The sequence below is a fragment of the Virgibacillus sp. Bac332 genome (assembly GCF_003667785.1).
Taxonomy (GTDB): Bacteria; Bacillota; Bacilli; order Bacillales; family Amphibacillaceae; genus Virgibacillus; species Virgibacillus salarius.
In genome coordinates this window covers 4,414,852-4,437,657 of record NZ_CP033046.1, presented here as the reverse complement: position 1 = coordinate 4,437,657, position 22,806 = coordinate 4,414,852, and the positions used below count along the sequence as shown (strand labels likewise).

General features: G+C 36.2%; 18 protein-coding genes and 2 pseudogenes. 12 read left to right on the top strand and 8 right to left on the bottom strand.

What is annotated here, in order from left to right; translation table 11 throughout:
• Positions 1 to 71: 71 nt before the first annotated feature.
• On the bottom strand, positions 72 to 1,844 hold the full coding sequence (locus tag D9782_RS21720) for a glycoside hydrolase family 13 protein (protein WP_121605717.1): 1,773 nt from the start codon (positions 1,842 to 1,844) through the stop codon (positions 72 to 74).
• A 359-nt stretch (positions 1,845 to 2,203) separates the two neighbouring features.
• On the opposite strand from D9782_RS21720, the gene D9782_RS21715 reads away from it, so the two are divergent.
• From D9782_RS21715 to D9782_RS21700, 4 genes are all read left to right on the top strand, one after another.
• Positions 2,204 to 3,478: a sugar ABC transporter substrate-binding protein gene (locus D9782_RS21715; protein WP_121605716.1), complete on the top strand. Its 1,275-nt coding sequence runs from the start codon at positions 2,204 to 2,206 to the stop codon at positions 3,476 to 3,478.
• Positions 3,479 to 3,930: 452 nt separating this feature from the next.
• Complete coding sequence (locus D9782_RS21710; RefSeq protein WP_121605715.1) at positions 3,931 to 5,226, top strand: carbohydrate ABC transporter permease; 1,296 nt, start codon at positions 3,931 to 3,933, stop codon at positions 5,224 to 5,226.
• Between the two features lie 5 nt (positions 5,227 to 5,231).
• Positions 5,232 to 6,074: a sugar ABC transporter permease gene (locus D9782_RS21705; protein ID WP_121605947.1), complete on the top strand. Its 843-nt coding sequence runs from the start codon at positions 5,232 to 5,234 to the stop codon at positions 6,072 to 6,074.
• 123 nt (positions 6,075 to 6,197) lie between these two features.
• Positions 6,198 to 7,214, top strand: coding sequence for a LacI family DNA-binding transcriptional regulator (locus D9782_RS21700; RefSeq protein ID WP_121605714.1), 1,017 nt, complete (start codon positions 6,198 to 6,200; stop codon positions 7,212 to 7,214).
• A 60-nt stretch (positions 7,215 to 7,274) separates the two neighbouring features.
• On the opposite strand, the pseudogene D9782_RS21695 reads toward D9782_RS21700, so the two are convergent.
• The 5 genes and pseudogenes from D9782_RS21695 to D9782_RS21675 form a co-directional block, all read right to left on the bottom strand.
• A pseudogene (locus tag D9782_RS21695) lies at positions 7,275 to 8,099 on the bottom strand (6-phospho-beta-glucosidase); the annotation flags it as partial.
• A gap of 79 nt (positions 8,100 to 8,178) precedes the next feature.
• Entirely contained in the window at positions 8,179 to 9,222 is a 1,044-nt protein-coding gene (locus D9782_RS21690; protein WP_121605712.1) for a MupG family TIM beta-alpha barrel fold protein, read from the bottom strand.
• A complete protein-coding gene (locus tag D9782_RS21685; RefSeq protein WP_121605711.1) occupies positions 9,215 to 10,663 on the bottom strand; it encodes a PTS transporter subunit EIIC in 1,449 nt (482 codons plus the stop codon). The genes D9782_RS21690 and D9782_RS21685 overlap by 8 nt, the downstream gene beginning before the upstream one ends.
• A gap of 20 nt (positions 10,664 to 10,683) precedes the next feature.
• Entirely contained in the window at positions 10,684 to 11,577 is an 894-nt protein-coding gene (gene murQ / locus D9782_RS21680) for an N-acetylmuramic acid 6-phosphate etherase (protein WP_121605710.1), read from the bottom strand.
• Positions 11,570 to 12,424, bottom strand: coding sequence for a MurR/RpiR family transcriptional regulator (locus D9782_RS21675; RefSeq protein WP_121605709.1), 855 nt, complete (start codon positions 12,422 to 12,424; stop codon positions 11,570 to 11,572). The genes murQ (D9782_RS21680) and D9782_RS21675 overlap by 8 nt, the downstream gene beginning before the upstream one ends.
• A 195-nt stretch (positions 12,425 to 12,619) precedes the next feature.
• Here D9782_RS21675 and D9782_RS21670 point away from each other — a divergent pair.
• From D9782_RS21670 to D9782_RS21655, 4 genes and pseudogenes are all read left to right on the top strand, one after another.
• Positions 12,620 to 12,733, top strand: a pseudogene (locus D9782_RS21670) (phospho-sugar glycosidase domain-containing protein); the annotation flags it as partial.
• A gap of 190 nt (positions 12,734 to 12,923) precedes the next feature.
• Positions 12,924 to 13,739, top strand: a complete 816-nt coding sequence (gene murQ, locus D9782_RS21665) for an N-acetylmuramic acid 6-phosphate etherase (RefSeq protein WP_121605708.1) — start codon at positions 12,924 to 12,926, stop codon at positions 13,737 to 13,739.
• Positions 13,729 to 14,727, top strand: a complete 999-nt coding sequence (locus D9782_RS21660) for an N-acetylglucosamine kinase (RefSeq protein WP_080668717.1) — start codon at positions 13,729 to 13,731, stop codon at positions 14,725 to 14,727. The genes murQ (D9782_RS21665) and D9782_RS21660 overlap by 11 nt, the downstream gene beginning before the upstream one ends.
• Positions 14,728 to 14,740: 13 nt before the next feature.
• Positions 14,741 to 15,640, top strand: a complete 900-nt coding sequence (locus D9782_RS21655) for a MurR/RpiR family transcriptional regulator (protein ID WP_034679317.1) — start codon at positions 14,741 to 14,743, stop codon at positions 15,638 to 15,640.
• Between the two features lie 78 nt (positions 15,641 to 15,718).
• On the opposite strand, the gene D9782_RS21650 is transcribed toward D9782_RS21655, so the two are convergent.
• Entirely contained in the window at positions 15,719 to 16,138 is a 420-nt protein-coding gene (locus D9782_RS21650) for a helix-turn-helix domain-containing protein (protein ID WP_121605707.1), read from the bottom strand.
• Positions 16,139 to 16,722: 584 nt separating this feature from the next.
• On the opposite strand from D9782_RS21650, the gene D9782_RS21645 reads away from it, so the two are divergent.
• From D9782_RS21645 to D9782_RS21630, 4 genes are all read left to right on the top strand, one after another.
• Positions 16,723 to 17,679, top strand: coding sequence for a GNAT family N-acetyltransferase (locus tag D9782_RS21645; protein WP_026680690.1), 957 nt, complete (start codon positions 16,723 to 16,725; stop codon positions 17,677 to 17,679).
• A gap of 365 nt (positions 17,680 to 18,044) precedes the next feature.
• On the top strand, positions 18,045 to 19,403 hold the full coding sequence (locus D9782_RS21640) for an ABC transporter substrate-binding protein (RefSeq protein WP_121605706.1): 1,359 nt from the start codon (positions 18,045 to 18,047) through the stop codon (positions 19,401 to 19,403).
• 172 nt (positions 19,404 to 19,575) lie between these two features.
• Complete coding sequence (locus D9782_RS21635) at positions 19,576 to 20,469, top strand: carbohydrate ABC transporter permease (RefSeq protein WP_121605705.1); 894 nt, start codon at positions 19,576 to 19,578, stop codon at positions 20,467 to 20,469.
• A 30-nt stretch (positions 20,470 to 20,499) separates the two neighbouring features.
• Entirely contained in the window at positions 20,500 to 21,342 is an 843-nt protein-coding gene (locus D9782_RS21630) for a carbohydrate ABC transporter permease (protein WP_121605704.1), read from the top strand.
• A gap of 232 nt (positions 21,343 to 21,574) precedes the next feature.
• Here D9782_RS21630 and D9782_RS21625 read toward each other — a convergent pair whose 3' ends face one another.
• Positions 21,575 to 22,633 (bottom strand): dipeptidase, encoded by a 1,059-nt coding sequence (locus tag D9782_RS21625; RefSeq protein ID WP_121605703.1) that lies wholly within the window; start codon positions 22,631 to 22,633, stop codon positions 21,575 to 21,577.
• Between the last annotated feature and the right edge of the window lie 173 nt (positions 22,634 to 22,806).

Sequence of the window (22,806 nt, the reverse complement as noted above, 5' to 3'; positions counted from 1 at the left end):
TTATGAAGTTTTGATTGTACTCATTATCTTAGAAAGTAAATAGACTGTCAAGAGAAAATTTTAAAAAATTATTACATTTCAAAAATACGATAGCTAAGTGGCTGTATTATTAATGGATCGGTTTTAGAATCCAATGCTTTCCTGATCATTCCTTGTTTTGATAGGAACCATTCACTAATAGATTTAGTCTCGTCCATGATAGAATGGATGCTAAGCTTTGTTTTCATTTTTCCTGCGTGTAAAATAAAAACTAGGCGCCTATTTATATTCCTTTTTTCATAGCAAATAAGATTTGCTTCATTATCATCATAAATAAATCTGAAATTACCATAATTGCCAAAAAGGGGATCTGTTTTTCGCAATGTGATGAGTGTTTGAATGAATTGAAATAGTTCAAGATTTTGCCTGTTGGTGTTCCATTCCATACATGAGCGACATCCAGGATCTTCACCACCTTGCATGCCAATTTCATCACCGTAATAAATGCAGGGTGTTCCCGCAAATGATAGTTGAAATAAATACATTAATTTTACTTTTTCTACATTACCATTTGCTAATGTTAACACGCGAGGCGTGTCATGACTATCCAAGAGATTAAAGGCTACTTCATTAATATTTCGTGGGTACATATGCAGTAATGTTGAAATTGACGCTGTAAAGTCAGATGCTTTTATTTCATTTTTGCCAAAAAAATCAATGACACTGTTTGTAAATGGATAATTCATAACTGCATCAAATTGGTCTCCATGTAGCCAAGGCATTGAATCATGCCAAATCTCACCTAAAATATAGGCATCTGGTTTGGCCTCTTTAACTGTACGACGGAAGTCTCTCCAGAAAGAATGGTCAATTTCATTAGCAACGTCTAAGCGCCAGCCATCAATGTCGAATTCCTTAATCCAATAACGAGCCACTTGTAATAAATAATTTCGTACTGCAGCGTTTTCTGTATTTAATTTGGGCATTGTCGATACAAAAGCAAACGTATCGTAATTTGGTACTGGTTCCGTACGGATAGGAAAATCTTTTATATGAAACCAATCCGTATAACTTGATTGCTCCTGTTTTTCTAGTACATCCTGGAACGGAGGAAAGTAAAATCCACTATGATTAAAGACAGCATCGAGCATTATTTTTATTCCACGCTGATGACATTTTTTAACCAATTCACGAAACAGCTTCTTGTCTCCAAATTGTGGATCAATTTCCATGTAATCTATCGTATCGTACTTATGATTTGAGTGCGCTTTAAAAATCGGTGTCAAGTATATTCCATTAATTCCTAATGCTTCTAAATAGTCAAGGTGGTTAATTATTCCTTGGAAATCTCCTCCAAAAAAATTAGTGGGGCTAGGGCAGGTTGAATTCCAAGGTAAACTTCCCTTAGGATTTAATTTCTCATTATCATTTGCAAAACGTTCAGGGAATATCTGGTACCATATTGTTTTCTTAACCCAGTCAGGTGGGTTGAAAACATCTGTTTTGTTCAAGTATGGAAAACAAAAATAATGAGCTATGTCTTTAGGAGGATGTGTAAAAAATCCTCCCTCACTGTAAATATAGGATTCTTCATCGTCAGAACAAATGAAAGCATAACGCATTCTTCGGAATGTAGGTTTTACTTGTGTAAACCAAAAATCATGGAAATGAGTAGAGCCTGATTTTTCCATCGGTTTTATGGTTGTCTGCCATTGACCATCTATCCAATCATAAGGATCACCATGGATAAGATCAATGGATTGTATATCACTCTTTTTTGTTTGCAAGAAAATATGTAATGTATCACAGTCATATGCATAGGCGAAATTATTTTTTGGTCGGTGATAGATAGCTTCTTTGTGCATTTTTCTCCTCCTTTGTACAATCGTTTGCGCTATTTTAAAAATAAGACGAAAATTTAAGGAATGTTTATCCCATATATAACTGACGATAAGACCACACTTCAACCAATAAAATGAAAACAATATAGGGAAGCGGGGGATAAACAAAACCCCAACAGGTTGAAGATTCACTTTATCGATTATCTTAACATTATTTATTTAATAATGTAAGCGCTATATTATTAGAAGAGTAAATAATATGAAGTTTCTAAATTTCAGTTGTGTTTTTAAAGAGAATCTGTATAATTAATATACAAAGATTGCGCAAACGTTTTCATTAAAAATGCAATCTTTCAAATTAATAAATTTAGGAGGAGTACAGGGTGAAAAAAAGCTTCATTTATTTATTTGTATTGGTAGTAGTGGCTGGGATTCTAGTCGCTTGTGGACCAGATCAACCAAAGGAAGACTCTAGCAACGATGGGAAAGCCGCAGAGAATGAAATGCCGGAAAAACCAGATTCTCTGAAACTTTGGGTGAATGCAGAGGAAAAACAACAAGAAGCAGTTAAGCAAATTACGAAAAATTATACGGAAGAAACAGGTATTAAAGTAGACATGGTTCCAGTGGATATGTTGGAGCAGGTTGAAAAACTGGACGTGGAAGGACCTGCTGGGAACGGACCTGATATCATTTTTCAACCACATGATAGAATTGGTGATTTAGTACTTAGGGGATTAGTAGAACCAGTCAATTTCGGAAATAAAGAAAGCGATTACACCGATACCGCTTTACAAGCTGTACAGTATGAAGATAACTATTGGGGATATCCTGCCGTCATTGAGACGTATGCAATGTTCTATAATAAATCGTTAGTAGAACAGACACCGGAAACAATGCAAGATATTATGTCAATTGCGGAGAGAGATACAGATACAAGTAGTGATGAATTTGGATTCTTAATGGAAGCAGCTAACTTCTATTTTGTTTATCCTTTCTTTTCTGGAAATGGAGCATATGTTTTTAGGAATGAAGCTGGTAACTATGATATTTCAGATATTGGATTAGCTAATGAAGGATCTGTAAAAGGAGGGGAACTTGTACAAAAATGGTTTGATAATAACTATATTCCTCAAGATCTGACTCCAGATATTATGAATGGTTTATTCCAAGAAGGAAAAGTTTCAACTGTTATCAATGGACCTTGGATGGTACGAGAATACTCGGAAGCTTTAGGTGATGACCTGGGTGCAGCTCCATTACCTGTTTTAGAGAATGGAGAAAATCCGAAGTCATTTGTAGGAGTTAAATTCTATATGTTGTCTTATTATTCCGAGAATAAGGAGTGGGCAGAGCACTTAATGGCTTATATTACCAACTATGAAAATTCGATGATTTATTACGATGTTGCTGGAGAGATTCCTGCTCGTGATGATGCGATGGAAGATCCAGTAATTGCGGATGATTCGATCTTTTCAGCATTTGCGGAACAAACGCAGTATGGTGAACCTATGCCAAGTGTTCCTGCTATGCAGCAAGTTTGGGACCCAATTAATGATGCATTAAATTTTATCTCTAAAGGGGAACCAGTGAAAGATGTCTTGGATGAAGCCGTTGAAACGATTCAGGGGCAGATAGACGCATCTGGAGCAAATTAGGCACAAGACGCTGGGACATAACAAAAATGGACTAAAAACGAACAATAAAGGGAAAATTTAATCAGTAAGGGTTTTGTGTATCCCCCACTGATGGTTAGTACCACAAGGGTACGACCTAAAGGCCCTAGAACCAATCGGACATTTACTGGCAGTTGATTTCCCACTTAATCCATATTGGTTTCACATTATTGCTTGAAGTGAGGGACTTACTGCCAGTTATATGCGGGATAAACCACGCCAGCTTCTGAAACATACGTAGACTTCCACGGTAAGAAAGGCATCACAATGTATTAGCTTGAGAAGTCTCATCAGTTGTCCGCACAAAGCGAAGTGTTTTCGAAGAGCTTCGTTGTACGAACCATCATTTTTTTTATTGGGTCAAAACACTTTTGTCCCAGCCTCAAGATTTTTAGAGTTACCAAGTGATTTGTGAAATATAGGAGGAGACTGGAATGGCAACAAATGATAGTAGTAGCGGTACCTGGATAAAAAAACCTCGTAATATTGCTACGATTTTATCCATTATTCCAGGATTAGGGCAATTATATAATCGTCGTTTTCTGAAAAGTATTATCTTTTTGATTGTGACGGTATCATTCTTGGTTACAACATGGCATTATATTGATATTGGAATATGGGGATTATTCACTTTGGGAACAATTCCTCGAGATCATCATTCTATTCAACTACTAATACAAGGGTTAATTTCACTAATTATTTTAGGATTTGGAATTGCTATCTATGCTTTCAATTTGAAAGATGCTAGATCAGATGCAATAGCTAGGGAGAATAATAGACCAAATCCGACTTTAATTCAAGGCGTAGCAGCCTTTTATAACAATGGCTTCCCATACTTTATGATTCTTCCTGGTTTACTATTGCTTTTATTTATCGTGGTAGTACCGTTATTGTTTATGTTGGCATTAGCATTTACTGATTATAATCAATACAATGCTCCACCACGACACTTATTAAGCTGGATTGGCTTTGATAATTTTGTGGATTTAGCTAATGTAGGTATTTGGAAAGATACATTCTTAAGTGTATTCACTTGGACAGTAGTTTGGACAGTAGTGGCTACAACTTTCCAAATTATTTTAGGATTGTTTTTAGCATTACTCGTTAATGACAAGCGAATTAAATATAAGCGAACGATTCGAACGATTTTAATTCTACCGTGGGCAGTACCAGCATTTGTATCGATTCTAATTTTTTCTGCCTTATTTAACCCGACTTTTGGTGCCATTAATCGAGATATCTTAAGTCAATTTGAAATCATGATTCCTTGGCTTTCGGATCCATTCTGGGCAAAGATAGCATTAATTATGATTCAAACCTGGCTTGGTTTTCCGTTTGTATTTGCTTTATTTACAGGAGTGCTTCAAAGCGTGCCTCAAGACATGTATGAAGCGGCTGACGTAGATGGCGGAACTCGGTGGCAAAAGTTTCGTCACATTACATTGCCTCATGTACTATTCGCAACAGCACCGTTATTAATCATGCAATATGCAGGAAACTTTAATAACTTTAACATTATTTATTTATTCAATGAAGGGAATCCAGCTGTTCGTGGTCAAAATGCAGGAGGGACGGATATACTGATTTCTTGGGTCTATAAACTTACATTTGAAACAAATAATTACAATATGGCTGCTGCAATTACAATTATAATGGGAATCATTATTTCTGCATTTGCGTTTTTCCAGTTTAGAAAAACGGCATCCTTTAAAGAGGAGGGACGTTATTAATGGCTATGTCACCAAAGAAAAAATCGAAAGTAGAGGTAGCACTCATTTATGTATTTTTTCTTATGATGTTCGTAATTATTGGTTATCCTTTATTTTGGGCATTAATGATGAGTCTCAACCCAGGCTCAAATATGTTGGTCACGGATTTATTTCCTGAATCTCCAACATTAGAACATTATAAATGGTTATTTACTGACCCGAATAGTGACTATATCATTTGGTATAAAAACAGTCTATATGTCGCGATAGTTAATGCGGTCGGTTCGGTCATTATTACTTCGTTAATAGCATATGTATTTTCACGATATACATTTTTGGGAAGAAAATATGGGTTATATATGTTTTTGCTTTTACAAATGTTTCCTGCATTAATGGGGATGGTAGCACTTTATATTTTGTTAAACACAATTGGTTTGACCGATTCGTTATATGGGCTTATGTTAATATATCTTGGAGGACAAATACCATTTAATGTGTGGTTAGTAAAAGGTTATTTTGATACGATTCCTAAGGAGTTGGATGAAGCTGCAAAAATAGATGGAGCAGGACATTTAAGGATATTCTGGACAGTTATGTTGCCATTAGCTAAGCCGATTCTTGCAGTAGTAGCTTTGTTTAACTTTATGGCACCTTTTATGGACTTTTTATTGCCACGTATCGTATTAACTAGTCCAGAAAAGTATACATTAGCTTTAGGCTTATATAATTTTATTAATGATCAATTTTCCACTAATTTCACTCGTTTTGCTGCTGGTTCAATACTGATAGCTGTACCAATTGCATTCGTATTTTTACTTTTACAGCGATATTTAATTTCTGGACTAACCTCTGGGGCTACCAAAGGGTAGGTTAAAGAAATTTAATTTCATCCACAATATGTAATTAGTTTGTTATAATAAGTTAAATAAACTAGCTAGGCTACTATTAATGCATTTTTAAAAGTAAACGGAGACAGAGGGTGTGTGAATACTGTGGTAACAATTAAAGATGTGGCTAAAGTAACAGGTGTATCACCTTCGACTGTTTCTAGGGTAATTGCTGATAATCCACGAATTAGTCCTGATACAAAAAAGAAGGTAAGAAAAGCGATGAAGGAATTAGGCTATCATCCTAATGTTAATGCTCGCAACTTGGTTGCTAAGTCTACGAAAGCAATAGGGGTAGTCATGCCTTCCTCTGCTGATAAAGCACTACAGAATCCTTTTTTTCCGGAAGTTCTTCGGGGAATTGGTTCAATCACTCATCAAATGCAATATTCAATGACACTTTCCAGCGGTGAAACAGAGGATGAAAATTTTGCTGAGGTAGAACGAATGGTGTATGGCAGTTATGTCGACGGGATCATATTGCTATATTCGCGTGTAAACGATCGAATTATGAGTTTTTTACGAGAAAAGCGCTTTCCCTTTGTAATCGTAGGAAAGCCATATGAGCATATTAATGAAATTACGCATGTAGATAATGATAATTTCACAGCGGGAAAAGAAATTACTGCACATCTCATAAATGAAGGACATGAGCGAATCGCATTTATCGGTGGATCGAGAGATTTATTTGTAACGAGAGATCGAGAAGCTGGATATGGGAATGCGTTACTAGAAGCAAACCTAGCTGTTCGAAAGGATTACTTAATCCATACGGAATTTCTTAAATCTGGTGGAAGAGAAGCCGTTGCTAAGTTATTATCACTTGAGGTACGACCGACTGGTATTGTCGTTAGTGATGATTTAATGAGTCTCGGTGTATTAAGTACTTTGGAAGAACTAGGGCTGCAGGTTCCAAGAGATATTTCATTAGTAAGCTTTAACAATGTATATTTATCGGAAATGACAAGCCCAGCGTTAACCACTGTCGATATTCAAATATATCAACTAGGTGCACAGTCTGCAAAAGCGCTAATCGAAAAAACGAAGTCAAAAGATGAACCAGAAAAAAGAATAATAATTCCTCATCAGATTATTTATAGAGATTCTGTAGGAAGTATATAGAAGAAAACATGCCTGAATCGAAATATACGTTTCTTTTCAAGCATGTTTCTATTTTCACGATTAATTATTAAATTGCGGTAAATAATGTTTATGTGCTGCTAATAATTCTTCCATTATTTGTTTAGCTTTTAGATCACTCGTAACCAATGGATTTATACAAAGCGCTAGCAATGCTTTTTGAGATGAGCCAGATATTGCAGCATCAATAGCAGCAAGCTCAAATGACTTTATTTGTTGAATAAGTCCATTTATTGAAGGAGGCAGTGCACCTACTGTTAGCGGAATCGGTCCATTCTTAGTAACGACACAATTGACTTCAACAACCGTATCATTAGGTAGATTGGAAATGGCTCCATTGTTTATAACGTTTAAGGTTTGAATATCCCCTTTGTCGTTATGAATGGAGGAAATAAGGTCGCATGCTACATTACTATAATAAGCACCGCCTCGTTGTTCAAGCTGTGGTGGCTTGATATTTAGGCTTGTATCTTTATATAGTTCGAATAATTGATTTTCCAACTCCTTTACCACCTCGGCTCTTGTTTTGCCTTGACGGTATTCCTCTAACTCTTTTTCTAGGATTTCTCCAGTTTTATAATAATATCTGTGATATGGGGACGGGATCATTCCTAGTCCTTTTAGAAATTCTTCTTCCCATGGTATTGGTGTAATATTTTTCATCGATAATTGATTTTCTGGATTAGCTAGTAATGCAATCACTTCTTGCAACCTCGATTTTCCATTCACATGTACGTCCATTCCGTATGACATATGATTTAGGCCAGCAAATGTAATGTGAATGTCGTCAACTGGTACATCTAACAGCTTGGCAATGGTTATTTTCATATTAATAGGTACATTACATACGCCAACAACTTTACGATGGCTACTATGTTTTAATTAGGAATATTATTTTATACTTCCCAAATAATTGAAACTGCTATGGTGTGATTTCTTTATCATACTAAAATGGAACAAATCGAATGCTATCACCGTTCTTAATACAGTCTACAATGGGCAGGTACATCTCGTTAATCTCTCCAACAACATTTACTCGCTCATCTTTTGGATAATTTTCACGCATGATTTGTATTTCTCCAGAGTATCGTTTGTATTTCTCATTATCGATAGTGATTTTTCCTCTGAATCTTTCTGAACAGTGCTCTGATATGATTTTCTCTCCTTGACTCGCATAACCTCGCGATTCTTGCAATCGTATTAAACCGTGTGGTGAATCAATGCGAATGGTGTATACTTGATTATATAAGTAATCGTAATTATCCGTAAATGATACTGGAACAGAGATAATCTCATCTGATTGGTAGTCTTCAATTAGTTTTAACTGTTCTGATGAGATTTGTACATCACTTAAGAATACTTGATCAACCAAACTTTTTGTTATCAAATCAAGATAAGCTAAGTAAGGTGGCCAGCCGCGATGCTTCTCTAGAGTCGGTAAACCTTCATAAATTGGACCTCGTAATGCTTGATCACCTGGTATAAAAGCAATTATTTGGACAGATCCTTTTTGTTTGATAGCTTGATTCTTTGTTTCAAATAGCTTCTCATCTAATCCTGTTTCAGGTCGCGGATAAAAATTATGCATCGCATATAACAACTTCCCTTCTAGTGGCAATGGAACAGATACATCTAAGGTCGAGGCATTGAAAGCGATAGGAATCTTCTTTGCTAATTGTGTGATTTCTCTTTCATTAAAACCGTAATCCAAACGCAGTACAGAAATATGTAAATCTTTTACAAGTGAAAGTATATCTTTCTGCTCGAATATCGCTAATGTTTTCGGAGAAACATCAGCGATAATATTAAAGTCATTCTGATATAACCAATGGCACATTTCTTTTGTTTTGTTCACATAGTCATCGTCTACCTCTTCTGCAATATGTAAAGAAGTAAAAACAAGGGTATTTTTCCGGTTTATAGTCTTTAACATTGGCAATTGTTTTTCGAAGGTTGAGGTGTAAACAGAGAACCCAAGTGGATTATGCATTGGCTACATCCTCCTTTTTTATAAATAATAGTGTAATTATAAAGCCACAAATGTAAGAAATAAAAATACCGATTACGTAATGAATCATTTTATCTGCTTGCATTAATGGAATAGCTACGAGTCCTGACGGTCCCCAAGCATTCGCCATGACGTGTGTCATCATCACATATGCTCCACCAAAGCCAGCACCTAGGCCTGCTGTAATAAATGGTTTACCCAGTGGTAAAGTAACACCATAAATCAATGGTTCTCCAATACCTAGCAAACCAGCTGGTAAAGCACCTGCGATAATTTGTTTCATTCGGTGATTACCTACTTTTTTACAAATTAAATAGATCGCTATGGCAGCTCCTACTTCACCAGCACCTGCCATAGCGAGTACAGGAAATAAGGAAACTCCTCCTAGTGCTTCTAATTGAATCGCATAAATTGGAATTAATCCATGATGAAGACCTAATAGTACCATGGGTAAAAATACTGCGGCCAGAATATAGCCCGAGATAATATTAACTACTGTATTATCAGAACCAATGATCACACTTAATGCACTTACGAGCCAATCAGATAATACACCAGATACTGGCATTATAATGAATACGAATAAAGCTACGGCAATAAGAAGTGTTAAAACGGGTGTAGCAATCAGATCAAATACATCGGGTATTCGTTTACGTATCGCTTTTTCTATCTTTGCCAAAAGAAATACACCAAAAATAACACCTATGATACCGCCTTTTCCTGTTGTTAAAATAGAATTTAATGGCTCCTCTGCATCATAGAGGTTAAAAAGTTGAGAAAGTTCAACGATTGGTGCTGCTATTGATATGGCACCAATCATACCACCCAGTGCCTCGGTTGCACCAAATCGCTTTGCTGCATTTACACCAGTAAAAATTGCAAAATATCCTAAAAAGCCTGTTCCAATAAGCGAGAATAGCAATCGAATGGCTTCCCAAAAGTCATTTGTTAGTGTTCCTTCTCCTTGTAATGTACCAATTAAGCTACTAAATCCGTTAAAAATACCAGCTGCAATAATCGCAGGAATCATTGGAATGAAGATACCAGAGATTGTTTCAAGCGCAGACTTTAGTTTACTTTTTTTCTGTTTTTGCTTGATGGAAGCTTTATTGTCCTGCCAATTTTCGGTTACCTTTTGATGGTCATCAGTAGATACATCACTATCTTCTGACACTTTATATCGTTCCAATAGCAAATCCGCTAACTTTTTAGCTTTCCCTGGACCCACAATTATTTGGAGTGTTTCAGCTTGAACAACACCCATTACACCTTCCAATTCCTTTAAACTTTCTACTTCTACTTTATCTTCATCTTTCATTCGAATACGTAAACGGGTCATACAGTTGGTTGCTGCTTGGATGTTACCTTCTCCACCAATTCGTTTAACTATCTGATCAATTAATTTCTCATTTTGATTCGCCATAAGAACCCCTCTCTCATCTTTTATTGTATTGTCTTTCTTATATGTCCATTTGCTTTTTCAAGACTTGCTTTTGCAGTTGTTATATCACTCCCTAGTAAAATCATGGTAATGGCTAATTTTACATCTCCTTCTCCTTCTTTTAATTTGGCTTTTGCTGTCTCCATATCTACTTCCGTAGCAGCCATCACAATACGTAGAGCCCTTGTTTCAAGTTTTTGGTTGGTTGTTTGTAAATCTACCATTAAATTTTTATAGACTTTTCCAATTCCAACCATTGAGATAGTAGAAAGCATGTTTAAAATCAACTTTTGAGCAGTAGCAGCTTTCAACCTAGTAGAACCAGATAACACCTCTGGTCCAGTTGTTACTTCAATCGGAACTGTCGCAACCTTTCCAATTGGAGAATGTTGATTGCAAGCAATGGCGACGGTTTTTGCCCCAATCGAATTAGCATAGTTTAGTGCTCCAATCACATAAGGTGTTCGACCGCTAGCCGCTAACCCTACTACAATGTCATTTTCTTTCAATTGAAGCTCTTTTAAATCCTGTTCTGCCAATGTCCTACTATCCTCGGCACCTTCAACTGCTTTTGTAAAAGCCTTTTCACCTCCAGCAATAAGTCCAATCACTTTTTCAGGGGGGGTACCAAATGTTGGTGGACATTCTGCTGCGTCAAGCACACCTAAACGTCCACTTGTTCCTGCACCGATATAAATTAATCTCCCATTACTTTCGAAAGACGAGATTATAGATTTTACCGCCTGCTCAATAGCTGGTAAGACAGGCTCGATTGCTTTGGCTACTTGTTGATCCTCTTGATTCATTACTTTCAGTGCTTCTATAACAGACATTTGATCCAAATTCATTGTCTTCGTATTTTGTTTTTCCGTTGTCATATTATTAAGGTTAATCATTGAGATTAGACCCCTTTCTTATCTGATTTTTTTCTAGAATAGCAATTGATTCTTCGTATTGAATATTCATATAACTCGTATATAAAATATCTACTAGATTCAACTGAGATATTCTAGAGGACATTGCTCCACTTCGAAACACATACTCATTTGCTGCAACAAAAAGATTATAATCAGATATTCCAGAAATGGTTGCGCTTCCATATTTTGTTATAGAAATAAGTTTGGCTTGATTTTCTTTAGCTGTTTTTGCGCATTGAATCATTTCCTCTGTTTCTCCTGAATATGAAATAACTATTCCGATGTCATTGTCTGTCATATTTTTTGCCATTAACAATTGTGTATGCCAGTCTTCTGCAACATAAACCATTTTATTAATTCGAGTAAATTTTAGTTGTGCATCCTTAGCAACAATAAGCGAAGCACCGATTCCAAACAACACAATCTTTTCGCAATCATGAATTGATTTCACACAATCTTCTATGACATTAATGTCAAGTAAACTTGACGTTTCTTCTAGTGATAAAATATTTTTATTGGTCACCTTATCAACCACTTCATTCACACTATCTACTTTGTTAACATCAGCAATCTGTTTATTCTTGTAACTGGTTCTAACAGCTTGCTCGTATAATAGTGACTTAGAAAATTCTTTATAACCTGAAAAACCATTCTTTTTACAGAGACGAATAATAGAAGAAGGTGATGAAAAAGTGTGCTCAGCTAATTGATAAATTGTCATTTTTGCTACTTCTTCTGGGTGATTTATCACAAATGAAATAATTCCTTGTTCTGTTGTACTTGCTTGCTCGTAATACTCCTTAAATCGAATTGTTGCGATTTTCACTCGATTGTTCCTCCTTACTATAGTTTGATCATAGTCATTGTAAAACTAAGTGTCAATAAAATATCTTTATAGTGAAACTTTATACCATATATTGAAATTATTTTATCTTTTATCGTCAATTATATGAAACTTTCTACTAATTTGTCTTAATTGCAGCACTGATTTGCGTTTTTGAAATTCGAAAAATCAATTTATATGGAAAAATCTAACAAAACAAATATAGTTGGTAAAATTCGTGAAGAGGAACAATTTCTAATTGATTACCTTCAACCATGGGACAAATTTGGCTTTAAAGAAAACAGAAAATAGAATTAATAAATATAAAATTTGTAATGACAATTACATGAGTTAGCAATACGTGAATAGTAAAAATAAGTGCATAAAACTTGAATAAATTCTATAAAGTTAATATAGTACCACATTTGCTAGATAATAATTGGGGGAGAGGTTAAGAAGATGAATTTAGATGAAATGTCTATTAGTAAGATTATGACTTATAATGAATCAAGAAGATAAAACAGTTCCTTATACTGTTGAAAAGGCATTTCCACAAATTGAACCAGTAATTACAAAAGTAGTAGAAACCATACAAAATGGTGGCAAGGTTGTTTATATGGGGTCTGGAACTAGCGGTAGATTAGGGGTACTTGATGCATCTGAATGTCCACCTACTTTTGGTGTAAGTCCAAATCTGTTTACAGGGTTAATTGCTGGTGGAGATACAGCGATTAGGAATGCGGTAGAGAATGCAGAAGATAGTCAAGAAAGTGGCGCAAAGGATGCCGGTCAAACATTGACAGAGGGTGACCTATTAATAGCAGTTGCAGCTAGTGGACAGACACCTTATGTCATTGGGGGAATAAAGCAAGCGAAAAAAATGGATGTTCCTACAGCTGGAGTGGTTTGTTCCGATAATTCTACAATTAGCCAATTGGTTGATTTTCCCATAGAATTAATCGTTGGAGAGGAGATAGTACAAGGTTCAACCCGTTTGAAAGCTGGTACTGCACAAAAATTAGTTTTAAATATGATTTCAACGATCTCCATGATAAAATCAGGAAAAGTTTATCAAAATTATATGGTTGATGTACAAGCATCTAATGAAAAATTAAGAAATCGAACAATATCTATCATCCAAGATATTGCAGATGTAGACGAAAAAACAGCAAAAACAGCATTAGTGAAGTGCAATAATAATTTAAAAGCAGCTACTCTAGTAAGTAAATTTCAAATTGAGCCAAATAAGGCTTTTGAAATTCTTGAAGCCGCGAGTAATAATTTAAGAAGAGCAATGGCTATATTAAATGAGCAATAAAGCGAGTGAGGTGGGACAGTTGGTTAATGTTATCGGTATAGATGGTGGCGGAACAAAAACACATGCTATTTTGGCCGATTCGCATGGTAATACAATTACTCAATATATTACTGGACCGTCTAATCCCAATGCAGTTTCACCCGAAGCATTGGAGCATACATTTAAATCTATTTTCGCTCATCTTAAAAGGGAATATCCAGAAGAGTTTAATAAGGTATCTGGGGTGTATGCTGGGATAGCTGGTGCCGGAAGCAAGAATTCCCAGCAGCAATTACATAAATTGATTTCTCTCTATATACCAAATAATTGTAGGCTACAAGTAGAAGTGGATGCATTAAATGCATTGTATTCTGGAACTTTCGGGAAACCAGGAATTGTTCATATTTCCGGAACTGGTTCAGTATCTTATGGAATAAATCATCAGCATAAGCAAGATCGAGTAGGTGGCTGGGGACATTTACTGGGAGATGAAGGTAGTGGCTATGATATTGGGAAAAATGGAATATCTGCCGCATTGAGGTTTTTTGATGGAAGAAGTCATGAAACAATTCTCTTGGAAATGATTTATGACTATTTTAATGCGAAACATGTTCGAGAGGTTATCGATCAAATCTATTTTTCTGCTGAATCAAAGAAAATAATTGCAAGTATGGCAAAACTTGTGTTTAATGCATATAAGGCAGGTGATATTCCTGCAAAAGAAATAATAGAAAATGCGGCAAAGGAGATAGTGCTAAGTATTCTAACGCTTCATGAGAAGCTTTTTCCTGATAATCGATATGTGAAAGCGGTTTTATGTGGTGGAATCTTTCAGGATGATGCTATATTACCACCGCTAGTGAAGGAAGGAATTATGAATGGTGAACATAATATAACTATTGTTCAACCAACTTTATTACCAGCTCAGGGTTCCTTGATAGGATGTTATTTGAGCCTTGGGAAAAATATAACTCCAACGATGATTACAAATATGCGAAATCTAAAGTAGGGGGCGATATTAGATGTCACAAATGAAGGGTGGATTGGTTATCTTAAATGATATGATAAACAGTTTGCCTCCATCAGAACAGAAAATAGCAAATTATATATTATTACATCCGGAAGATTCTATACTACTTACAGCTTTACAGTTAGGCGAGAAGAGTGAAACGAGTAGTGCTGCGGTAATTCGTCTATGCAAATCGCTTGGTTTTAATGGTTTTCAAGAATTAAAACTACGTGTTGCAGGAGATTTAAGAGTGAATGAATCAGAAGGCTATCGAGATATCGAGCCCAACGAGGAATACGCAAAGATCATAGAGAAAGTAAACACTAATACGATACAGACATTAAAGGACACGGTGGACATTTTAAATATGGATCAGATAAAAGAAGCCGTTCAATTATTAATTAGAGCAAGATCTATTTTATTTGTAGGATTTGGAGCATCATATATTGCAGCGAAGGATGCAGAACAGAAGTTTCTCAGAGTTAATAAGCAGGTGCATTCATTTTCTGATCTACACATGGCGGCTACTGCAATTGCTAATAAAGGATCGGAAGATGTTGTAATTGGTATTTCCTTCTCAGGTGATACCTTTGAGGTTACAAAATTACTAGAGATGGCCAATAATAATAATTGTAATACGATTAGCATTACAAAATATGGTAACTCATCAGTTGCTAGTATTGCCGATACAAACCTTTATATTTCTGCTGCAAAAGAAGCAACATTTAGAAGTGGTGCAACAGCTTCTAGAATTGCTCAGTTGCATTTAATTGATGTGCTGTTCATGTGCTATGCTTCTGAAGAATATGACAAAACGGTAGAAAGATTAGATTCAACAAGAGAAGCATTAAGCAGTTTTAAACAACAATTTGATACGAAGCGAAAGATAAAAATAAAACGAGATAAAGGATGAAAGAGGCTGAGACAATAGAATGAAGAAACAATCAAAAACGAACGATAAGGTGGTTACCCCCAAAAGTTAGAGTTTATACTATGCAGCTGATTGGCTGGATTGCGTTCGGTACTCAACTGGACTCAGCCCAGCCAATTTTTCCTTTACCCCCTTTTGTTTTAATTCCAGGCCTTCCTTACCTTGTTTGCGAAATTTTTTCATCCAGAGTTTAACAATGGACGAAGTGCTCAACTTAAATTGAACAGCAGTTTCTGTATAAGAAGCACCTGTCTCTAACATAAATTGTATCGCATCTAATTTAAATTGAACAGAATACTCCTTCTTTGTATTTCTTCGTTCTAGTCCCTCCATACCGTGACGTTCATAGTTTTTCACCCATTCATATATTGGTGTAAAGCTACCCATATGATATTTTTTGGCTAAGGAACGATATGAAAGATTTCCATCTATATACTCGGTGACAACCTTCACTTTAAATTCTTCACTATATTTAGCCACAAAAACACCCCCTGAAGTTAGACTTTTTACTCTAACTTCAGGGGGCGGTATCGTATTTGAAATTAATTATCGCTCGTTTTTTGATTAGAATCATTCATTTAGCATCTGAAATAAGCGAGACTCCGGCGCGAACAGCACGAGTCCGAAGTTCCACGTGGTAACGTGTTTTTCTTTACCAAGTTAGCTGAGGCCGTGCCCGTGGAAAGCGCGTATATTTTCACGGTGCGACGATGATCCTCCTATTGATAACATGATTATTCGTATGTTGAGTAAAGAAGTTGTGTTTTGTCCTAGCCTCCTTTTATCCTACATATAACTGGCAGTTAGCGCCCCCGCTTCAAGCAATAAAGTGAAAGCAATATGGATAAAAGGAGAGATCAACTGCCAGTAAATGTCCGATTGGTTTAAGGGCCTTTAGGTCAAACCCTTGTGGTACTAACAATCCGCGAGCGATAAACATTTCCCTCACGGATGGAAGCTTCACTTTATTTAAAATTTACAATGAAATAGTTCTACACTATAATCTAGTAAAAGTGTGATTTTTTTGATTTTTCACTAAAATATGTCCGTAAAGGGGAGGAGTAATGAAACTAATATCGTGGAGTAAGGATAGAATAAGTGAATTGGTACAGTTATGGAATAAAGAAATCGGTCAATATTTTCCAATGAGAGAGGAATTATTTGGACAAAATAGTTTTGCAGATACGAATGTATGTTACGAAGCATCACAAATTGCGGTTAATGCTGAGAATAAAACTATTGGTTTCATTGTTGCTAAAAAATGGCAGGATGAAATTGAAGTAGGGTTACCCGCTAATACTGGTTGGATTCAAGTGCTACTTGTTCATCATAATTATCGTCATCAAGGTGTAGGTAAAGCATTGCTAGCTCATACAGAAAATACATTTAAACAAAGTGGAGTAACTAGAATTATTCTTGGACAAGATGTGTGGCATTATTTTCCGGGGATACCTAGTGTACTTCCACAAACATCAGCGTGGTTTGAGCATCAAGGATATCAAGCAAATGGTAAAGCGTTTGATTTACTAAGTAGTTATACGGCGTTAAGTTACCCCAAACCAAACAAGCCTGGTGTTGAATTATCTTTATTAAAGAAAGAAGAAAAGAGTTCGTTACTGACTTTCTTAAATCGATGTTTTCCAGGAAGATGGGAATATGAAGCCATTCAATATTTTAAGCACGGTGGAACTGGCAGAGAGTTTGTCGTATTGAAAAAAAATCAGCATATTATTGGTTTTTGCAGAATCAATGATGCAAGCTCACCGATAATAGCACAAAACGTTTATTGGAGCCCATTATTTAACGAAGCGTTAGGTGGTATAGGTCCGCTCGGGGTAGATGAGCAGGAACGAGGAAATGGTTATGGTAAAATGGTAGTTCAAGCTGGAATTCATTATTTAAGAGAACGTGGTATTAACCGAATTGTAATTGATTGGACCGGACTAGTGAACTTCTACAAGCAATTAGATTACGGTGTTTGGAAAAGCTATTGGTACTATGTTAAGGATTTAGTAAAATAGAAAATATTAAAAAATCAGTGGGCTCTCTTGCTTTTGTAAGAGGGCATTTTATATGTTCTATGAAGGATTAGCACAAATAACTATATTCTGTAAAATATTAGTAATATATTACATGTTATTTTGGTTTCTTAGAAAAAGCCAAATTCTAGTATTTAAAGGCATTGCTTAGTTATTTTCCTCATCACGAAAAAATAACTAGATAAATAGCAAGGTATAGGAATTAAAGCTTGTTCTTTACATACAATAAATAAAAAGCGCTTTATTAACACTATTAGTAAATGCTGGAAAATGGTTGATTCCCATTAATAGATATCCTATTAGTGTGAATTCATATAAAAATTAAGTGAAAAAGGGGGAGTATACAGTTGAAGGGAATACTAAAATTCCGCTGGATATTGCTGTTTTTAGCTATATTTCTAGTGACTTTAACCGTAGGGTGTTCTTCAGAGGATGACGCTTCGGAAGAAGGTACTGGAAATGATTCAAGTGAAGGTGCAAAGGAGGTGGAAGGCGAAATAGCAGGTGATTTGGAAATACAATATTTTGTTGGGGGATACGGGGATTCATGGTGGAAAGAAGTTATTGCTGATTTTCAGAAAGAATACCCGGATGTTACTATCATTGAGCATGCAGGACCTAATATTAATGAAGAAATGCGATCACGTTGGGTATCGAATGATCCACCAGATGTTGTATATATTGATGGAGCGGGTTCTAGCGAAACGCAAATGGTAGAAGATGGACAATTAATGAATTTAACAGATTGGGTAGAAGGAATTGAACTAGAAAATGGTGATAAATTAGTAGAGAGCTTTATTGTAGATCCTGGTAAATTCGATGGAGAGATTTATTCGTTGCCTTTAGTTTTTGATACGTGGGGAACCTGGTATGATCGAGCCTTATTTGAAGAGAAGGGGTATGAAGTTCCTACAGATTTTGATAGCTTTATGAATGCTATGGCTGAAATTAAAAAGGGAGAAGGGATTGATCCGTTTGTAACGTCAGGTCAGCATCCCTATTATTTCCTTCGAGGAATGCTATATCCAGCATTTGGAGCAGCTGGAGGTGATGAATTATTAGCGGATTTAATTACTGGAAAAGAAGGGGCATGGACGAGTGATATCGTTTTAGAAACGATGAAAAAGGTAGAGAAAATGCAACAAGAAGGAATGTTTGATTCGGGTCTTGGTGCATTAAATCATACGCAGTCACAAATGAATTTTCTTTTGCATAAAAACGCCTTTATTCCAGTAGGTTTCTGGTTACCGAATGAAATGGCTAATGATATTCCAAAAGGATTTGACTTTGGATTTATACCTTCTCCAATGCAGGATGTAGGTGAGCCATTTGCTATTGTACCTGACTTACGTCCATTGGCAATTGCAGAAAATGCTGAAAATCCAAAGGCGGCAAAGGCTTTTGTTGAATTTGCCTTCACTAGAGAGTATGCTATGTCCTTCTCCGAACATACGGGGGCAATTATGAATCTAACAGGGGTAGATTTAACTGCGAATGATAAGATACCTAGCTATTTGACAGAGGCTAATGCCATGATAAACGATCCAGAACAAGTACAAATCTATGAAAAACCTCATCCAATGAGCGCCGATTTGGAAACGCCAATCGGAAATGCGCTGATGTCATTAATGCTTGGGAATATGACGGCAGAGGAATTCGTGAAAGAAGCCGAAAAAGCAGCTAAAAATTACCGTAATAGTAATTAAATGACAATGTAAGTGATGCCCGTCAGCTTTGTTTCACTGCTGACGGGGATTATTATCCGCAAGTCAGTATGGACGATGTTTAAGCAAAGCCTAGGAAGAATGATGTCGTGCTTAGTCCTTTATTTAGGTTACAGATATTCATTTCTTATAGTTCAATAGAAAGAGTGATTTGATGGTACAGTCAAAAAAACAGAAATATCTGTTTCTAGCATTTTGTTTAGTGCCGACATTTATCATGTTCGCGATTTTTACACTTTATCCATTGTTTAGCGGTCTTTATTATTCCTTCTTCGATTGGTCAGGTGCCTCGCAACATAAAGAGTTTGTCGGTTTAGCGAATTACATCAGCTTGTTGAAGGATGCTATTATCCCGGATACGATCATTCATGATTATTTTCTCGTTGCTACAAAGGTGATTGGTATCATGATTCTTGCTATGTTTTTTGCAGTGGCATTAACACAGTTAAAAATCAAAGAAGCACCATTTTATCGAATTGTTTTCTTTTTTCCGAATATCATGTCTGTAGTAGTTATTGGCATCCTATGGACGTTTATATATAACCCCAATTTAGGACTTATTAATTCTGGGTTGGAGTTTTTAGGCTTAGAAAGCTTTGCCAAGCCATGGCTTGGCGATGAGAATTGGGCACTACCAAGTCTTGTTCTTCCATCCATCTGGGCAGGTATTGGTTTATTTTTATTGATGTTGATGGGAGGAATAGCGAATGTGTCCAAAAGCTATTATGAAGCAGCGGAGATCGACGGTGCAAGTCAATGGCAGCAATTTTGGAAAGTAACCCTTCCGCTAGTGTGGCCACAAATTAAAATTTCTGTCCTCTATATTGTAATTACTACACTGAACGGATCTTTCATTATCGTACAGGTCATGACTGGTGGTGGACCAAACAATGCTACACATGTAATGGGGTCATATCTGTATCAACAAGCATTTGTGCAGTATAATTTTGGCTATGGGGCTACCATTGGAGTTATGATATTGATTCTTTCGCTACTTACGGTACTAATATTACAGTTCTTTATGCGTAGAGAAAAAGTGGAATATTAATTCGATTGTGTATGAAAGGAGGAGCTACCGTTGAAGCGAAGTGTTGGACAAATTCTTGGAAGGACAGGGATTCGAATACCATTAATCCTTTGGACAATAGCTGTATTATACCCTATCTTTTGGATGTTTCTTGGATCCTTTAAGTCAAATGCAGAAATTTATCGTAATCCATGGGGGATACCGGATTCATTTAATATCCAAAATTTTGTAACAGCATGGTCCAATTACAATATTGATATTAGTGTATTTAATAGCTTGGTTGTAACCTTAGTCGGTGCATGTTTGACCTTAATTCTCTCTATTCCAACAGCATATGCTATCGAACGAATCCATTTTCGTGGAAGTAAACTACTATTTACCTTATATGTATCAGCGATGATGATTCCAATGGTGTTAGGCTGGATTCCGTTATTCTTCCTTTTAATGAAATTGAACCTGTTGGATAATATTTTCGGATTGGCAATTGTATATGCTGTAAGTCAACTACCATTTTCTATTTTTGTATTAACAAGCTTTATTAGTACAATCCCCAAATCATTAGAAGAATCAGCAGCTATGGATGGAATGTCGCCATATCGTGTTCTGTGGAAGATCATTACACCGTTAAGTCTGTCAGGTATTATCACCGTCACCATAATGAATGCTATTCAATTTTGGAATGAATATTTTATGGCTTTAATATTTCTACAAAGTAGCGAGAACTATACACTTGCTTTAGCAATTGATTATATAAGTAGTGAGGCGCAGTATACAAATGCATGGGGAACGTTATTTGCCAGCCTAGTAATTGCTATTGTTCCTGTTATTATTTTATACGCTATTTTCCAGCAACGAATTGCTAAGGGGATGACAGAAGGGGCAATAAAGGGATAAAAAAAGGTGGTGGATGACAAGTTTCCACTCACCTTTTTCTAATAGTCTAGGAAATTAAAGGAAATTATAAATGTAGCCCATGCGGATAAGTAGGGGCATGTTGAGCCGAGAGCGACTTCACGAATCGCCCTAATCTAAGACATCATCGGCTCGCAAGCTTATAGTGATTTCTTTATCTCCGTTGACTCGCTCCAGTCGTTACGTTTCTAATCGAGCGTTTGCGCTTTTGTTCTTAGTCCTTCCATGTATTTTTTAAAACGCGGATCCAATTGCCATGGGCAATTTTTTGTAGCTCTTTATCAGAGAAACCATGTAGTCGTAGCTTATTCATCAGGTTAGGTAATCCAGTAACGTCTTTCATACTGTCCGGAACGGTTGTACCATCAAAGTCTGAGCCTAGGGCCACATGCTCTATGCCAAATTGTTCCGCAATATATGCGATATGGTGAACGATTTCATCAAGAGAAATAGCTGTACCAAATTGTCCATCCGCTCGAATCATATTAACAGCATAATTAATTCCAACAACACCATTACTCTCTTTTATCGCTTGTAGCTGTTTATCAGTAAGATTTCTCGAAATTGGACAGATTGCGTGAACATTAGAGTGTGTGGCAACAATAGGTGCATCGCTTAGATTTGCCACATCCCAAAAACCTCTTTCGTTTAAATGCGTCGTGTCGATCATTATTCCCAATTCGTTACACTCGCGAACCAGGTTTTTCCCTGCTTTTGTAAGCCCATCACCTATATCGGGTGTAGCTGGATAGCGGAAAGGGACTCCATGTCCATACTTGTTTGGGCGGCTCCAAACTATTCCCAGAGAACGTAATCCAGCTTGATAAAGGATATGGAGGGCATTAAATTCTTCATCTATTGCTTCAGCGCCTTCCATATGAAAGATAGCAGCAATTACATTGCTGTTTAAACAATGTTCTAATTCTGCGGCATTTTTAACTACTTTTAATGTGCCATTCGATACAGATTCAAGTTTAAATAAGTTTGCAGCAAGCGTATTTGTGTAATTTAACGCTGACATTTGATTAATTGGTGGAGGTAACGGGATATCGTAGCCGTTTTTTGTTAAATATTTTTCCGGTTCTGCATCATAGTCCGAATTGGGAGTGAAAGCAGCAAAGAATCCCCCACAAAAATTTCCCCTTCGCGCACGAGGCAAGTCAATATGTCCTTTAGCGGTTTCAGAAAAAAATAAGCCCTCCATATCTTCTGGATCGTGCAAAAGTCTTAACAACGTATCGTTATGTCCATCAAATATAGGAAAGTCATTCATGGAAACATCTCCTTATCCGTTTAAGCTTAATCCTTAGTTTAGCATGCCATTTAAAAAAATAGTAGGTTCTAAAATTAGCGGTATTGGCTAGTAAAAGTTCCATAGTAATATAGTTCTTTTTTAATGCTTGTAACTGAAGCATATACTATTCTCCTATTAAATGGTGAATCATA

Coding starts and splice junctions, on each gene's coding strand:
- D9782_RS21705 (WP_121605947.1), top strand. CDS start 5,232: ATGTCACCAAAGAAAAAATCGAAAGTAGAGGTAGCACTCATTTATGTA.
- murQ (WP_121605710.1), bottom strand. CDS start 11,577: ATGATTAACCTTAATAATATGACAACGGAAAAACAAAATACGAAGACA.
- D9782_RS21660 (WP_080668717.1), top strand. CDS start 13,729: ATGAGCAATAAAGCGAGTGAGGTGGGACAGTTGGTTAATGTTATCGGT.
- D9782_RS21625 (WP_121605703.1), bottom strand. CDS start 22,633: ATGAATGACTTTCCTATATTTGATGGACATAACGATACGTTGTTAAGA.
- D9782_RS21685 (WP_121605711.1), bottom strand. CDS start 10,663: ATGGCGAATCAAAATGAGAAATTAATTGATCAGATAGTTAAACGAATT.
- D9782_RS21635 (WP_121605705.1), top strand. CDS start 19,576: ATGGTACAGTCAAAAAAACAGAAATATCTGTTTCTAGCATTTTGTTTA.
- D9782_RS21710 (WP_121605715.1), top strand. CDS start 3,931: ATGGCAACAAATGATAGTAGTAGCGGTACCTGGATAAAAAAACCTCGT.
- D9782_RS21655 (WP_034679317.1), top strand. CDS start 14,741: ATGTCACAAATGAAGGGTGGATTGGTTATCTTAAATGATATGATAAAC.
- murQ (WP_121605708.1), top strand. CDS start 12,924: ATGAATCAAGAAGATAAAACAGTTCCTTATACTGTTGAAAAGGCATTT.
- D9782_RS21645 (WP_026680690.1), top strand. CDS start 16,723: ATGAAACTAATATCGTGGAGTAAGGATAGAATAAGTGAATTGGTACAG.
- D9782_RS21720 (WP_121605717.1), bottom strand. CDS start 1,844: ATGCACAAAGAAGCTATCTATCACCGACCAAAAAATAATTTCGCCTAT.
- D9782_RS21690 (WP_121605712.1), bottom strand. CDS start 9,222: ATGCATAATCCACTTGGGTTCTCTGTTTACACCTCAACCTTCGAAAAA.